A 14,957-nucleotide genomic window follows, 5' to 3' on the forward strand; every position below is an offset into this window, starting at 1 on the left:
AGCTGCTTCTCGGAGAGAGAGGAGATCCCATGGCAGACGAACGCTTCCTCGCGAAGCTCTGGGCCACCATCGAGTCGCGCCGCGCGGACGCCGCGCCGGCCGAGAGCTACACCAAGAAGCTCCTCGCCGCGCCGGCCAGGATCCGCAGGAAGATCATCGAGGAAGCCTACGAGGTGAACGAGGCGCACCAGGCGCTCCTCGACGGCAAGGACACGAAGGACCACCTGGCGCACGAGGCCGCCGATCTGCTGTACCACCTGTACGTGCTGCTCGCGTCGGCCGACGTGACCCCGACCGAGGTCTACGGCGTGCTGGAGCGGCGGCACCTGCAGCCCCCGGCGCCCAAGACCGGAAACCCTTGACAGTCGCGGGGTTTTCCACTATTAGCCGCGATTCAGCCGCGTGGAGAGCCGGGCATCCGCGATGTCCGGCTCCTCATGTTTCAGGGCGAGCAAAAGCTCCTACCTCATCAGCGAGACCGAGGAACGAATGACCGGAGTGCGTGTCAAGGATGGCGAGTCCTTCGAGAACGCCATGAAGCGCTTCAAGAAGCAGTGCGAGAAGGCGGGCATCCTCTCGGAGATCCGCAAGCGCGAGCACTACGAGAAGCCCAGCGTGAAGCGCAAGAAGAAGGCCCTCGCCGCCAAGAAGCGCGCGCTCAAGAAGATGCGCAAGGGCTTCTAGCCGGGGCCATCGCCATGGCGCTCAAGGAACGGCTCGACGCGGACCTCAAGTCCGCGATGCGCGAGAAGGACACGCTCAAGCTGAGCGTGGTCCGCATGCTGAAGAGCGCCGTGAAGTACCGCGAGATCGAGCTGATGAAGCCGCTCGACGACGCGGGCGTGCAGGGCGTGATCGCCTCCGAGATCAAGCGCCGGCGCGACTCGGTCGAGCAGTACCGGGCCGGGAACCGCCAGGACCTGGTCGACAAGGAGGAGGCGGAGATCCGGATCCTCCAGGCCTGGCTCCCCGCCCAGCTCACCGAGGACGAGCTCCGCGCGAAGGTGGACGCGGCCGTCCAGGCGACCGGGGCGCAGGGGCCGAAGGACATGGGCGCCGTCATGAAGGCGCTCCTGCCCGAGGTGCAGGGCCGGGCCGAGGGGAAGGCCGTCAGCGACATGGTGAAGGCGCGCCTCGCCGGAAAGTAGGCCGGGCGGTGAGGCGGCCGCGGCCGCCCGGCGGTGGCCGGGCGCCGTGCGTGCCGCGAGCGGTAGCGGAGGCGCAACCTGATCCCCGACGCGGTCATCGACCAGATCCGCGAGCGCGTCGACGTGGTGGCCGTGATCGGCCGCCACATGGAGCTGAAGCGATCGGGCAGGACGTGGAAGGGCAACTGCATCTTCCACGGGGAGCGGACGCCGAGCTTTCACGTCTACCCCGAGGACAAGCACTTCAAGTGCTACGGCTGCGGGGCGTACGGCGACGTCTTCACGTTCCTGCAGCGGCTCGAGGGGAAGGAGTTTCCCGAGGTGGTCAGGGCGCTCGCGCAGGAGGTCGGCGTCGAGATCCCGGAGGCGGCCGAGGAGGACTCGGCCGAGGCGAGGGCGAAGCGCAAGGAGCGCAACGAGGTCCTCGCCGCGAGCGACGCCGCCGCGCGCTACTGGGCGGCGCGGCTCGCCAGCCGCTTCGGCGCGCCGGCGCGGGCGTACCTCGAGCGGCGCGGCGTCACCGAGGAGTCGGTCCGGCGCTTCCGGCTGGGGGTGGCGGCCGACGCGTGGAACGACCTCGCGCCGCGGCTGAAGGAGAAGGGCATCGGGGTCGCGGCGCTGCAGCGCGCCGGGCTGGTCATCGAGAGGGAGAGGGACGGCGGCGGCACGTACGACCGCTTCCGCAACCGCCTGATGTTTCCCATCGCCGGCATGGACGGGCAGGTCATCGGCTTCGGCGGGCGCGCGCTCGGCGAGGAGCAGGGCGCGAAGTACATCAACACGCCCGAGACCCCGCTCTACAAGAAGTCGAAGGTGCTCTACGGCCTCGACCTGGCCCGCGAGACCATCCGCAAGACGCGCAGCGCGGTCCTGGTCGAGGGCTACTTCGACGTGATCGGGCTGCACCAGGTGGGCGTGACCGGCGCGGTGGCGGTGTGCGGCACCGCCCTCACCCCCGAGCACGTGGAGCTGCTCTCCCGCTGCGACTGCCGCGAGGTCGCCGTGCTGTTCGACGGCGACGTGGCCGGCCTGGCCGCGCCGGCCAAGGCCGCGCAGGCGCTGTTCCCGGCGGGCATGGCCGGCAAGGTGGCGGTGCTCCCGTCCGCCGCGGGCAAGAGCGATCCCGACGAGTACGCCCGCGCGAACGGGCGCGCCGGGGTCGACGCGCTGCTGGCGGCCGCCGTCCCCCTCTCGGAGTTCCTGGTGGACCGGGCGGTCGAGCGGGCGTGCGGCGACCGGCCGCGGGAGGCCGCGCTCGAGCGGAAGCTCGCCGCGGTTCGCGAGCTCGAGCCGTTCGTGCGGATGATGCCGGAGGGTCTCGCGCGTTCCGTCTTCGAGGACATGATCGCGCGCCGGCTCGACCTCGACCCGGGTGCGCTCAGGACCGAGCTGTCCGCCGAGCGGCGGCGGCCGGGCGTCCCGGCGCCCGCCCCGACGGGTCACCCGGAGCGGCCCTCGGGCGCCCCATCCCGCCCCGCCCCGTCCGCGGGGCCGGCGCGCGGTGGGCCGTCCGCCCACGCCAGGGTGCGGGTGCTGCTGCCCGGCCCGGCCGCGGACGCGCTGGCGCTGCTGGCCGCCTTCCCCGATCTGGGGCCGGTGGCGGAGGAGGAGCGCCTTCCGCAGCTCCTGCCGCCCGGGCCGCTGGCGGACCTGGCCCGCGACCTGGTGCGCGGGCCGGTCGCGCTCGACGACGCGCTGGCGCGGCTGTCCTCCGGCGCCGACGAGGCCACGGCCCGGCGGTTCCGCACGCTGGTGGGGCCCGGCCGGCCGAGGCCGGAGGAGGCGGAGCGCGAGCTCCGGAAGGCGGCGGTCAAGGCGACGCTGGAGCGCCTCGACCAGGAGTACGGGGAGGCGCTGCGGCGGGTCACCAAGGCCGGCAGCGCCGCGGCGGACGGGCTGGACGTGACCGCCCAGCGCCTCATCAACCAGCGCCGCGACCTGCAGAGACGCTTGCGTTCCCTGGAACGTCCCGGATGAAAGGCAAGCTCCGAAGCATTCTGGATACATTGGCCGGGCTCACCCGGCCGAAAAACGTTACGAAAGAGCACCACCGGGCCGCCGAGCCGTCGAAGGAGCCGAAGCCGATGACCACGAAGGGCCACGCCGCGAAGAAGCACGTGAAGAAGGCAGCGCCGAAGCAGAAGGCGAAGGCCGGCGGCCGCAAGGAAGAGCGCCAGGCCAAGCCCGCGCCCAGGGCGCCTGCGCGCGCGGTGGCGAAGCCGCCGGTCAAGCGCGCCAAGGCCGAGCGCGAGAAGCCGGAGAAGGTCGAGAAGCCCGAGAAGGCCGAGCGGCACGAGAAGGCCGGCGAGAAGCCCGAGAAGGCCCGCAAGAAGGCGCCCGAGGCTGCGGCCGCCGAGCCCGCCCGCCCGGCGGGTCGCCCCGGCAAGCACCGTCGCCCCACCGACGAGGCCGAGCCCGAGACCGAGCGCGCCGAGGCGGACGCCGACGACGACGACGACGACGAGCTCGACGAGCTCCCGCAGGACGACATGAGCGACATCACCGAGCGGTCCGAGGTGAAGGAGCTCATGGCGCGCGGGCGCGAGAAGGGCTTCCTCACCTACGACGAGGTGAACGACGCGCTGCCCTCGGACATCGGCTCGGACCAGATCGACGACGTCATGTCGATGTTCGGCGAGCACGACATCGAGGTCGTGGACGGCGCCGAGAAGAAGATGAAGCTCCCGGACAAGCCGCCCGAGCCCGAGGCCAAGGCGGACGCCGAGGAGGAGAAGGAGGAGGAGGACGACGCCGGCTACGGCAAGTCCAACGACCCGGTGCGCATGTACCTGCGCAAGATGGGGTCCGTCTCCCTCCTCACGCGCGAGGGCGAGGTGGAGATCGCGAAGCGCATCGAGGAGGGCGAGAAGGAGATCCTCGGCGCGGTGCTCTCGTCGTCGATCGCCATCCGCGAGATCCTCGAGCTGGGCGAGCGGCTCCGCAAGGGCAAGATCCGCGTCCGCGAGATCATCAAGGACGCCGGCGACGAGCAGCAGGCCGAGGCGGAGGAGCCCGAGGAGGAGCTGGACGAGGCCGCCGAGGCGCCGGAGGGTCAGGGCGACGCCGAGGCCGAGGCCGGCGACGGCGCCGCGCCGGCCGAGGGCGCCGAGCCGGAGAAGCCCCGCATCCCGAAGGAGGAGGAGCGCAAGGTCGAGCACGTGCTGAAGCACATCGACCGGATCCGCAAGCTGGAGCGCGACGTCGCGAAGGTCCGCGAGACGCTCCAGGGCGGCAAGAAGCTCTCCGAGGTGAAGCGCAAAGAGCTGAAGGGCGAGATCCGCGCCATCGAGGCGGAGATGATGGAGAACCTCGAGGCGATCCAGCTCAACAAGAAGCAGATCGACCGGATCGTCCTGCGCCTGAAGAGCTTCATCAAGCGCGTGGAGGAGGCGGAGCGCGAGTTCTTCGACTGCGAGCGCCGCACCGGCGTGCCGGTGAAGGACCTGCGGCGCCTGCTCCGCGAGACGCGCGAGGACGAGGCCGAGCGGAAGAAGCTCGCGAAGAAGCTCCGCTGCGCGCTCGACGAGGTGGAGGAGCTGGACCGCACGCTGCGCTCGGCCGGCCGCAAGATCCTGCGCGTGCAGGAGGAGGCGGAGGTGCCGGTGGAGGAGCTGCGCCGGACCTACCGCATGATCGGCGACGGCGAGCGGAAGGCGGAGCGCGCCAAGACCGAGCTGGTCGAGGCGAACCTGCGCCTGGTGGTCTCGATCGCGAAGAAGTACACGAACCGCGGCCTGCAGTTCCTCGACCTGATCCAGGAGGGGAACATCGGCCTGATGAAGGCGGTCGACAAGTTCGAGTACAAGCGCGGCTACAAGTTCTCGACCTACGCCACCTGGTGGATCCGCCAGGCGATCACGCGCGCCATCGCGGACCAGGCGCGGACCATCCGCATCCCGGTCCACATGATCGAGACCATCAACAAGCTCATCCGCACCAGCCGCTACCTGGTGCAGGAGCTGGGGCGCGAGCCGACGCCGGAGGAGATCGCCGAGAAGATGGAGCTCCCGCTCGACAAGGTCCGCAAGGTCCTGAAGATCGCGAAGGAGCCCATCTCGCTCGAGACGCCCATCGGCGAGGAGGAGGACAGCCACCTCGGGGACTTCATCGAGGACAAGTCGCTGGTCTCCCCGTCGGACGCGGTCATCAACATGAACCTGGCCGAGCAGACCAGGAAGGTGCTCGCCACGCTGACCCCGCGCGAGGAGAAGGTGCTCCGCATGCGGTTCGGCATCGGCGAGAAGAGCGATCACACGCTCGAGGAGGTCGGCCAGGACTTCGAGGTCACACGCGAGCGCATCCGCCAGATCGAGGCGAAGGCGCTGCGGAAGCTGCGCCACCCGTCGCGGTCGAAGCGGCTCAAGAGCTTCGTGGAGAGCTGATCGACCCCGTCTCGGGCGACGCGAATATGATAGAGGGTGCCTGCCGGGGCCTCGGGCCCATAGCTCAACGGTCAGAGCGCTCGGCTCATAACCGATGCGATCCAGGTTCGAATCCTGGTGGGCCCACTCGTCGCAACCAGCAGGGAGAACGGGAGAACGGCATTGTCGTCGCTGCGTGAGAAGCTGAAGACGCTGGAGGAGTTGCAGCAGATCGACCTCGACTCGAACGAGGTCAGGGCTGAGCTGGAGACCCTCCCGGCGAAGCGCGCCGAGATCGACCAGCGGGTCGCCGAGGCCCGGAGGGCCTACGACGAGGAGAAGTCCCGCGTCGAGGGGAACGAGCGCGAGCGCCGGCAGCTCGAGTCGCTCCTCGCGATGGAGCGGGACAAGGTCAAGAAGTGGGAGGGCCGCCTGGGCGAGATCCGGACGCCCCGCGAGTACGCCGCGCTCTCCCGCGAGATCGACATCGCGAAGAAGACGAACGACGGCCAGTCCGAGCAGATCAAGGCGCTGGTCGCGAGCGCCGGCGAGCTCCAGAAGACGCTCGAGGGCAAGGCCGACGCGCTGGCCGAGCGCGAGGAGGCGAACGAGGCGGAGCTGAAGGGCCTCGAGGAGCGGCAGGCGGCCGCCCAGCAGCGCCTGGCCGAGCTCGACGCCCGGCGCGCCGAGGCGGTGAAGCGCGTGGACCCCGGGCTGCTCTCGAAGTACGAGAACATCAAGCGGCGCCGGGCCGGCGTGGCGGTCGCGCAGGTGATCGGCATGACCTGCGACGGCTGCCACCGGCACATCCCGCCCCAGCTCGCCATCACCTTGCAGCGGGCGAACTCGATCGAGACCTGCCCGAACTGCCACCGCATCATCTACGCGGCCGAGGCGGTCAACCCGCCGGCGCCGCCGCCGGCCTAGCCGTGGCCAAGGCCGTCCTCGCGGAGCTGCTCCGCTTCATCGCCGCCAACGAGGAGCTCCCGCGGACGCGCGCCCGGTACCCGGGCTACGACCGCGACGCGCTCGGGCGGCTGCTCGCCGCCGCCGCCGACCGGGTGGAGGAGGCCGAGAAGGCGCGCGAGCCGGCCCCGGGCGCGGGCTCGAAGGGCATCAAGGTCCGCAAGGTGTCCGACGTCGAGAAGGCGGCGCAGCGCGCGGCCGCCGAGCTCGACGAGGCGATGGACCTCTCCAAGGCGGAGCGCGACCGGCGCAAGAAGGAGCGCGCCGAGCGCGAGGCCGCCGAGCGCGCCGCCGCCGACGCCGCGGCCGCCGCCGAGGCGGCCCGGTGCACCCGCCTGTTCACCGACGGCGCGGCGCGCGGCAACCCCGGCCCGGCCGGCGCCGGCGCGGTCATCGTGAACGCCGACGGCCACATCGTGGCGAAGATCGGCAAGTTCCTGGGCGACTCCACCAACAACGTCGCCGAGTACATGGGGCTCATCCTCGGGCTGAAGCGCGCCAAGGCCATGGGCATCAAGGAGCTCGAGGTGCTGTCCGACTCCGAGCTGATGGTGAAGCAGCTCGCCGGCGACTACGCGGTGAAGGCGGATCACCTCCGCCCGCTCCACGACGAGGCGCGCGCGCTCATCGCCGGCTTCGACCGCATCCAGGTCCGGCACGTGCCGCGCGAGGAGAACACGCTCGCGGACGCGATGTCGAACCGCGCCATCGACGAGCGGCTGTAGCGTCGTCGACGCGGCGCCCGCCGCGCGCGGGCGCCGCCCTCCGTTCACCCACCGTTCACGTTCGCGCCCCGCGGCGCCGCCCGCGGCGCGCGGTCGCGCGCGCGCACCCCGTCGCGCCCGCGGCGCACCGGCTGCGCGAAACCCGCGCCGCGCCGGGGCGCGTCCGCAGCCCGTGCGCGCATCCCGTGCGCTGCGGCGAGACGTCGACCGCAGCCTTCCATTTCATTTGACGCATGTCAGGTGGATTGCGCATAAAAGTGCGTCCGCCGTTCAAATCATTGCGCAACACGTGCTATGGGCTCCGGAACCCACCCGATCCCGGAGGCGACGGAATGAAGGACGTGCAGACGGCGAAGGCGATCCCCCAGATCCCCAGCATCGATCTTGGCCAGGCGGCGGCGCTGGCGGAGACGGTCATCAAGGACACCACCGCGAACCCCGCGCCGCTGGGGCTGATGGGCTTCGGGCTCACCACCGTGCTGCTCAACCTGCACAACGCCGGCATCATCGGCATCGGCAGCATGATCCTGGCGATGGGCCTGTTCTACGGCGGCCTCGCCCAGATCATCGCCGGCGTGATGGAGTGGAAGAAGAAGAACACGTTCGGCATGGTGGCGTTCACGTCGTACGGCTTCTTCTGGATCTCGCTGGTGGCGCTCATCGTCATGCCGCGCTTCGGGATCGCCGACGCCTCGGACAAGAACGCCATGGCCGCCTACCTGTTCATCTGGGGCCTGTTCTCGATCGTGCTCTTCATCGCGACGCTCAAGATGAACCGCACCATCATGCTGGTCTTCTTCGCGCTGGTGGTGCTGTTCATCCTGCTCGGCCTGGGCGACGCGACCGGCAACGCCACCATCACCCGCATCGCCGGGTACGAGGGCATCGCCTGCGGCCTGGGCGCCATCTACCTGGGCGCGGCGCAGATCCTGAACGAGGTCTACGGGCGGAAGGTGCTGCCCATCGGCGAGCTGTAGCCAGGGCCACGCCCCCGAGACGCGAGAACGGCAGGTCCCGCGCGCGGGGCCTGCCGTCTCTCGTTCCGGCGCGGGCCGCCGGACGCGCTACAGCGCCGACTCGTGCCGCGCCGCGGTCTTCACCTCGGCGGCGGGCTCGGCGGCGCGCTGCGCCTTCAGCTTCTTCATCCGCTTGCGGATGAGCTCGCGCTTGAGGCTGGAGAGGTGGTCCACGAACACGGTGCCGTTCAGGTGGTCGGTCTCGTGCTGCAGCGCCACCGCGAGCAGCCCCTCCGCCTCCAGCTCGAACGGCTTGCCGTGGTAGTCGAGCGCCCGCACCCACACGCGCGCGAAGCGGTCCACGTCCTCGGCCTCGCCGGGGATCGACAGGCAGCCCTCGGTGTAGGTGAGCTCGCCCTCGCCGCGGACGATCTCCGGGTTCACCAGGTGGATGAGCGTCTGCCCCTCCTGGCGGGGGGACGTGTCGATCACGATGACGCGCTTCTTCACCGCGATCTGGGGGGCGGCGAGGCCGACGCCGTCCGCGGCGTACATGGTCTCGGCCATGTCGTCGAGGAGGCGGCGGATGCCGTCGTCCACCCGGTCCACGGGATGGGCGACTTCCTTCAGGATGGGGTCGGGCCAGATGACGATTTCACGAACCATTCGAGCACCTTCTACCGGATCCCACATCTAACGGGGAAGGGGCCGCCGCGCATCCCCGCGGAATCGGGCGCCCGGAGGCGCTCGCCCGGCCGATCAGCGGGCGTCGCCGAGCCCGCGCAGGTACTCCTGGCGCAGGCGATCGTCGGCCAGCACGTCGCGCGCGTCGAGCACCACCTGCTGGATCTCCTGCAGCGCCTCGGTGACCGCGGGATCGCGCAGCGCCGCGAAGCGCTCCGGGTGGAGCTCGGCGGCCAGCCGGTCCGCCGCGTCCCGCACCTCGTGCGGCGTGCAGAGCCGGCCCACGCCCAGGACCGTGAAGTAGTCGGCGCGCCGGACCTGATCGAGCTTCTCCCGGACGCGGGCGAGATCGATGGCGTCGGAGGCCGGCGCCGGCCGGCCGGTCTGCAACAGCCGCACGGACAGGGCGCCCACCGCCACCAGCGCGGCGAGCGCCTGGCGGGTGGAGAGGCCGTCGAGCGGGCTCTCCTGGACGATCTCGTCGAGCGTGCGCAGGCCGTCGGCGAGCGCCACCACGCGCCGCTCCTCGGCCGAGAGCCCGAGCTCCGTCTCGTCCGGCGCGTCCTCGGCCGGCCCGAGCAGCGTGCCCGGCCCTCCCAGCAGCGCCTCCACCTCCGCGGCGCGCCAGCGGCGGCGCACCCCCTCGACCGCGAGCGCCAGCGGGCCCCGCTCCAGCGCGGTGCGCTCGTCCGCCGGGACCGCCTGCGCGACCCAGCGGAACCGGGCGGCGCCGTCGGCGAAGACGCCGGAGACCACCTCCTCGGTGCGGCGCCGGGCGAGGCCGGTGAGCTCGGTCGGCTTCAGGAAGCCGCGCTCGAGCAGCAGCAGCGCGGCGCGGCGGGTGGGCAGCGCCGCGGCGGCCGCCGCCACCAGCCGGTGCTGGTCGCGGGTGACGAGGCCGAAGCGCAGCGCCAGCTCCTCGACGCGCTCCGCGGGATCCGCGCTGGAGGCGCCCACCACGCGGCCGTCCTCGAACCACAGCGAGCGCGCCAGCTCGCCCTGGAAGTCGAGCCGGCCCGCGAGCCGAACGCGGGCGGCGAGCGCGAGGAGGCGCGGCGCGGGGAGGTCGGCGAGCGTGCCGGCGCGCAGCTCGGCCGGCGGCGGCGCGGGCGCCGCGTCGTCGTCGGCTGCGGGCGCGGCGGCGGGCCGGGGCGCGGGGGAAGCGGGGGCGGCGCCGCGGAGCGCGGCCACGCGGCGGCGGGCGGCGTCCTCGGCCGGGTCGGCAGGGGCGGGGGCCGCCGCCGCGGGCGGCTCGAAGCTCGGCAGGAACGGCTCCGGCGCGGGCACGGGCGGCGCGGGTGGGAACGGGAACCCGGCGGGCGCCCGCGGCGGCACGGCGGCCGGGGGGCGGGACAGCTCGGCGAGGCGGCGCAGCTCGGCCTCCGCCTCGGCGCGGCGGCGCGCCTCCTCCTCGCCGCGGCGGCGCAGCGCCTCCATCTCGGCGCGCGCGCTCGCGATGGCGGCCCGGAGCTTCTCCTCCTCCTCCTCGGCCCGGCGCCGGGCGTCCTCCTCCGCGACGCGGCGCAGCTCCTCCGCCGCGGACTCCTCGGCGGCGGCGCGCTCCATCACCGTGGCGAGGCGCTGCTCCGCGCTGCGCCGCTCGTCCTCGAGCTGCGCGCGCACGCGCTGCAGCTCCTCCTCGGCGCGGCGGCGGGCCTCGGCCTCGGCGGCGGCCTTCTCCTCCGCCCCGCGGGCGCGGAGCGCCTCCTGGTCGGCCTCGGCGCGGGCCCGGGCGTCGGGCTCCGCGGCGCGAGCGGCCGCGGCGTCCGCTGCCGCGCGGAGCTCGGCGCCCGGTCGCGCGGGCGACCCGGCGCGTGCCGCGGCGGTGGGGGCGGGAGCGACGTCGGGCGCGCGCGCGGCCGCGGCGGCAGGGGTGACGGCGGGTGCACGGGAGGCCGCGGCGGCGGGGGCGCGGGGTGGCGCGGCGTCGGCGCGCCGCGCCTCGCGGTGACGGGGGGCCTCGGCGGACTGCGGCGCGCGCACCGGCACCGGCGCGGGCAGGGGGGCGTCGTCGAACAGATCGGCCAGCGCCTGGACGGCGCGGTCGGCCGCGTCCGGCGGCGACGCCTCTTCCGGCCCCGAGACGTCGTCGCCTGCCTCGAGCCGGCGCAGCAGCGCGTCCAGCCCGTCCTCGTCGGCGAGGCCGAGGTCGCCCCCGGTCGCCGGCCCGGCGGCGAGCGCGCCGGCGAGCGCGTCGGCCGGGGCGAGCGCATCGAGCCGGTCCGTGGGGCCGGGCGCCGCCCGCGCGCCGGCGGTCGGGGTCGCGCCGGGGCGCCCGGAGCGGGCCGGCGCGCGCGGGCCCGCGGGGGCGGCGGAGGCGGCCCGCTTCGGCGCGGGCTCCGGCGCGCCACGCCCGGCCGGCGACGCGGCCGGCACCGCGGGGCGCGCGGCCGGTCCCGGCACGGCCGGCTTCGGTGCGGCGGTCGCCGCGGCGCGGGGCGGTGGCGCCGGCACGGCGGAGCCGCCGCCGCTCCGGCGCAGCTCCTCGGCCCGCGCGCGCAGCGCCTCGGCGGCGGCGCGCCGCGCGGCGCCGGGATCCGTCCCGGCGCCGCTCGCCGGGCCGGGGCGCGCGGGCGCCGCCGGGGCAGAGGACCGCGGCGCGGGGGCGGCGGCCGAAGGTCCGAGCCGGGCCGCGACCTCCTCCTGCAGCTGCGCCGGGTCGATGGGGCGCGGCAGGCGCCGGGCGCCGCGCGGGAGCGGGTCGGCCTCGCCCACGATGATCATCGGGACGTGGGCGGTCGCCGCGTCCTCCGCCACGCGCCGCGCCAGCGCCAGCGCCTCGCCGCCGTCGCACGCGGCCGCGAGCACGACGAGGTCGGGCGCGGCACCCTCCAGCGCGGCGAGGGCGTCGGCGGCGCTGGTGGCGAGCGCCGGCGCGTGCCCCGCGCGCAGGAGCACGCGCTTCACGGCCGATATCTCGGCGATGTCGTCGTCGACCAGGAGGATCCGGGGCAAGCGCGGGGATTATGGATCGGGCTCGCCGGGCGACCAAGCCGCCGCCGCGCCGCCGGCGGGCGTGCGTGCCGGACCTACAACATCGAGTACGGGTCCATGTCGAAGCGGATCGCGGCGCCGCCGGGCGGCCGCTGCGCCACCCGCGCCAGCGCGGCGTGGACCCGGAACAGCGACGGCGGCGAGGGGGCGCGGAACAGCAGGTGCCAGCGGCTCTTCCCGCGGATCCGCTCGATGGCGGCCGGCGCCGGGCCGAGCATGGCCACCTCGCCGGCCAGCGCCGGCCGGGCCGCCCGCGCCAGCGCCTCGGCGGTGCGGCGCGCGCCGTCCTCGGTCCCCTCCACCCGCGCCGCCATCATCCGCCCGTAGGGCGGGTAACCGAACGCGCGGCGCCGCTCCAGCTCACCCTCCGCGAACGCGGCGTAGTCGTGGGTGGCGGCGAGCGCGACCGCCGGGGTGGCGGGGTTGAACGTCTGCACGATCACCCGCCCGGCCTCGGCCCCGCGCCCGGCGCGCCCGGCCACCTGGGTGAGGAGCTGGAAGGTGCGCTCGGCGGCGCGGAAGTCCGGCAGCGCCAGCGCGGTGTCGGCGAGCACCACGCCGACCAGGGTGACGCCGGGGAAGTCGTGACCCTTCGTCACCATCTGCGTGCCCACCAGCACGTCGGCGTCCCGGCGCGCGAACCGCGCCAGCACCGCGGCGGTGTCGTCGGCGCTCGAGACCACGTCGCGATCGAGCCGCGCCACCCGCGCGCGCGGCAGCAGCGAGCGCACCGCCTCCTCCACCTGCTCGGTGCCGACGCCCACGCCGAAGCGCACCCCGCCGCACGCGGCGCAGCGCGCGCTCATCGGCTCTGTCCGGCCGCAGTAGTGGCACATGAGGACGCCACGGCGCGCGTGGTGGGTGAGCGACACCGAGCAGTCCGGGCAGCGGGCCTCGGCGCCGCAGACCTCGCAGACCACCAGCGTCTCGTACCCGCGGCGGTTGAGGAACACGATGGCCTGCTGGCCGGCCGCGAGGGTGTCCTCCAGGGCGGCGCAAAGCCGCGGCGAGAGCAGGCCGGGCAGCCCGGTCACGCCGGCGCGCCGCAGCTTCGACAGGTCCACCAGCTCCACGTCGGGCATGGGGCGGTCGTCGATGCGGGCGGGCAGGTCGAGCTTGCGGTACCGGCCGCGGCGCGCGTTCTCCAGCGTCTCCAGCGAGGGGGTGGCGGAGCCCAGGATCAGCACCGCGTCCTCGCGCTTCGCGCGCACCACCGCGAGGTCGCGGGCGTGGTAGGCCGGGCCGTCCTCCTGCTTGAAGCTCCCGTCGTGCTCCTCGTCCACCACCAGCACCGCCAGGTCCTGCACCGGCGCGAAGATGGCGCTGCGCACGCCGACGCAGATCCGCGCCTCGCCGCGGCGGAGGCGCAGCCACTCGGCGTGGCGCTCGGCGTCGGACAGCCCGGAGTGGAGCAGCGCCACGTCGTCGCCGAAGCGCGCGCGGAAGCGGCCGGAGAGCTGCGGGGTGAGCGCGATCTCCGGGACGAGCACCAGCGCGCCGCGCCCGGCGGCGCGCGCGCGGGCGATGGCCTGCAGGTAGACCTCGGTCTTGCCCGAGCCGGTGACGCCGTGGAGCAGGAAGGCCTGGAACGTGCCGGCGGCCGCGTCGATCTCCGCCAGCGCCGCCGCCTGGGCCGCGGTGAGCGCCGCCGGCGCGGCCGCGCTCGCGGGGAGCACGCCCGCGGTCGCGACCGGCGTCTCGGTCTCGAGCGTCACCAGCCCGCGCTTCGCGAGCGCGGAGAGGGCGGGGCGCCCGCGCGGGAACGCGGCGCGCAGCTCCTCCACCGGGATCCGTCCGCGGGCGAGCAGGTACTCGAGGATCGCGCGCTGCGCGGCGGCGCGGCCCAGCGCGCCGAGCGACGCGGCGGCGTCGGCCGCCGGGGCGGCGTACTCCACCCCGCGCCGCGTCGGGGCCGGCGCCCCGCGGCGCGCGTTCAGGCCGGGCGGCAGCGCGGCCCGCAGGAGCTCGCCGGGCGGCACGAGGTAGTACTCCTCGGCCCAACGCAGCAGCTCCACCAGCTTCGGCGTGAACGGCGGGAACCGATCGAGGACCTCGACCACGTCGCGCAGCTCGAACCCCTCGGGCGGCGCGGCGGGGAAGCCGACCACGTAGCCCGTGGCCCGCCGGCTCCTCCCGAACGGCACCGCGACGCGCTGCCCGAGCGCCACCTCCGCCGCGAGCGACGACGGCACGCGGTAGGTGAAGGTGCCGCGGACCGCGGCGGCGACGGCGACCTCGACGAGCACGCGCGGAGTCTAGCAGCCACTCCCCCCTCTCCGCCGTGCATCGGCTACACTCCCCCGCTCACGGAGGAACACATGGCCCGCATCGATCTGCGCATCGCCGTCGCGGTGATGGGCGTCCTCACCGTCCTCGCCTGCTCCGACAAGAAGGAGGCGCCCGCGCCGGCGTATCCGAGCGCCCCCGCGCCCTCCGCCGTGCCGCCGGCGCCCGCGCCGGAGGTGACGCCGCCCGCGCCCGCGCCCGCCGAGCAGCCCGCGCCGCAGGCCCAGCCTGCGCCCGCCCCGCGACCGGCGGAGCTGCCGGCCGCGCCGACCGTGACGCCGCCGCCGCGGCCCGCGCCGCGCCCGGCCGAGACCGCGAAGCCGTCCGACACCGCCAAGCCCGCGCCGGCCCCGGCGCCGTCCCCGGCGCCCGCGCCGGTGCAGGCCGCGCCCGCCCCCGCGCCGGCGCCCGCCCCCGCGGCGGCCGCGCACGCCAAGGTCGGCCCGCAGAAGTGCAAGATGTGCCACCGGGTGCAGTTCGAGTCGTGGTCCGCGTCACCGCACGCGCAGAAGGGGCTCGACTGCGAGGGCTGCCACGGGAACGGCGGCGACTACTGGACCGCGAGCGTGATGCGCGACCGGGCGAAGGCGGTGGCGGCCGGGCTGGTGCTCCCGGACCTCGCCTCGTGTCGCAAGTGCCACGCGACGGACGAGGCCCGCTTCGCCCGGGTCCACGCGCACAAGTAGGACGGGCACTGCGTCCCCGCCCCGCCGGCAGAGCCGTCGGGGCCCCATCCCTGGCTCCGCGGGCCCGTGACCGCTCGCGCCTGCCTGCGCGGGCGCGCGAGCGGTCCCCGCGTGGAGGGGCTACACCCCTCCCCAGCCTGCGGCTGGGGCC

The 14,957-nt window shown here is 74.7% G+C and carries 12 protein-coding genes and 1 tRNA gene; 10 read left to right on the forward strand and 3 right to left on the reverse strand.

Features of this window, described 5'->3' with window-relative positions; translation table 11 throughout:
* Window positions 1–29: 29 nt before the first annotated feature.
* The 9 genes from hisE to A2CP1_RS03795 all read left to right on the forward strand — a co-directional run bounded on the left by hisE (window position 30) and on the right by A2CP1_RS03795 (window position 8,177).
* A complete protein-coding gene (gene hisE / locus A2CP1_RS23585) occupies window positions 30–362 on the forward strand; it encodes a phosphoribosyl-ATP diphosphatase (protein ID WP_012524820.1) in 333 nt (110 codons plus the stop codon).
* A gap of 127 nt (window positions 363–489) precedes the next feature.
* Window positions 490–684 (forward strand): 30S ribosomal protein S21, encoded by a 195-nt coding sequence (gene rpsU, locus A2CP1_RS03760; protein ID WP_012524821.1) that lies wholly within the window; start codon window positions 490–492, stop codon window positions 682–684.
* 14 nt (window positions 685–698) lie between these two features.
* Window positions 699–1,148 (forward strand): GatB/YqeY domain-containing protein, encoded by a 450-nt coding sequence (locus tag A2CP1_RS03765; protein WP_012524822.1) that lies wholly within the window; start codon window positions 699–701, stop codon window positions 1,146–1,148.
* Window positions 1,149–1,229: 81 nt separating this feature from the next.
* Entirely contained in the window at window positions 1,230–3,125 is a 1,896-nt protein-coding gene (gene dnaG, locus A2CP1_RS03770) for a DNA primase (protein ID WP_280959894.1), read from the forward strand.
* Entirely contained in the window at window positions 3,122–5,530 is a 2,409-nt protein-coding gene (gene rpoD / locus A2CP1_RS03775) for an RNA polymerase sigma factor RpoD (RefSeq protein WP_012632135.1), read from the forward strand. The genes dnaG and rpoD overlap by 4 nt, the downstream gene beginning before the upstream one ends.
* A gap of 53 nt (window positions 5,531–5,583) precedes the next feature.
* Window positions 5,584–5,656, forward strand: a tRNA-Ile gene (locus A2CP1_RS03780).
* 36 nt (window positions 5,657–5,692) lie between these two features.
* On the forward strand, window positions 5,693–6,436 hold the full coding sequence (locus A2CP1_RS03785; RefSeq protein WP_012524825.1) for a zinc ribbon domain-containing protein: 744 nt from the start codon (window positions 5,693–5,695) through the stop codon (window positions 6,434–6,436).
* Between the two features lie 2 nt (window positions 6,437–6,438).
* Window positions 6,439–7,200, forward strand: coding sequence for a ribonuclease HI family protein (locus A2CP1_RS22730; RefSeq protein WP_012524826.1), 762 nt, complete (start codon window positions 6,439–6,441; stop codon window positions 7,198–7,200).
* 332 nt (window positions 7,201–7,532) lie between these two features.
* Window positions 7,533–8,177 carry an acetate uptake transporter gene (locus A2CP1_RS03795; protein WP_012632136.1) on the forward strand — a complete coding sequence of 215 codons (645 nt, stop codon included), beginning with the start codon at window positions 7,533–7,535 and terminating at the stop codon, window positions 8,175–8,177.
* Between the two features lie 87 nt (window positions 8,178–8,264).
* Here A2CP1_RS03795 and def read toward each other — a convergent pair whose 3' ends face one another.
* From def to priA, 3 genes are all read right to left on the reverse strand, one after another.
* Complete coding sequence (def, locus tag A2CP1_RS03800) at window positions 8,265–8,822, reverse strand: peptide deformylase (RefSeq protein ID WP_012632137.1); 558 nt, start codon at window positions 8,820–8,822, stop codon at window positions 8,265–8,267.
* A gap of 93 nt (window positions 8,823–8,915) precedes the next feature.
* A complete protein-coding gene (locus tag A2CP1_RS03805; protein WP_012632138.1) occupies window positions 8,916–11,795 on the reverse strand; it encodes a DUF4388 domain-containing protein in 2,880 nt (959 codons plus the stop codon).
* A gap of 74 nt (window positions 11,796–11,869) precedes the next feature.
* Entirely contained in the window at window positions 11,870–14,080 is a 2,211-nt protein-coding gene (priA, locus tag A2CP1_RS03810; RefSeq protein ID WP_012632139.1) for a replication restart helicase PriA, read from the reverse strand.
* Window positions 14,081–14,152: 72 nt separating this feature from the next.
* Between priA and A2CP1_RS03815 the strand changes: the two genes are divergently transcribed.
* A complete protein-coding gene (locus A2CP1_RS03815) occupies window positions 14,153–14,806 on the forward strand; it encodes a hypothetical protein (RefSeq protein ID WP_012632140.1) in 654 nt (217 codons plus the stop codon).
* Window positions 14,807–14,957: the final 151 nt, after the last annotated feature.

Origin of the sequence: Anaeromyxobacter dehalogenans 2CP-1 (genome assembly GCF_000022145.1) — a bacterium.
GTDB lineage: Bacteria > Myxococcota > Myxococcia > Myxococcales > Anaeromyxobacteraceae > Anaeromyxobacter > Anaeromyxobacter dehalogenans.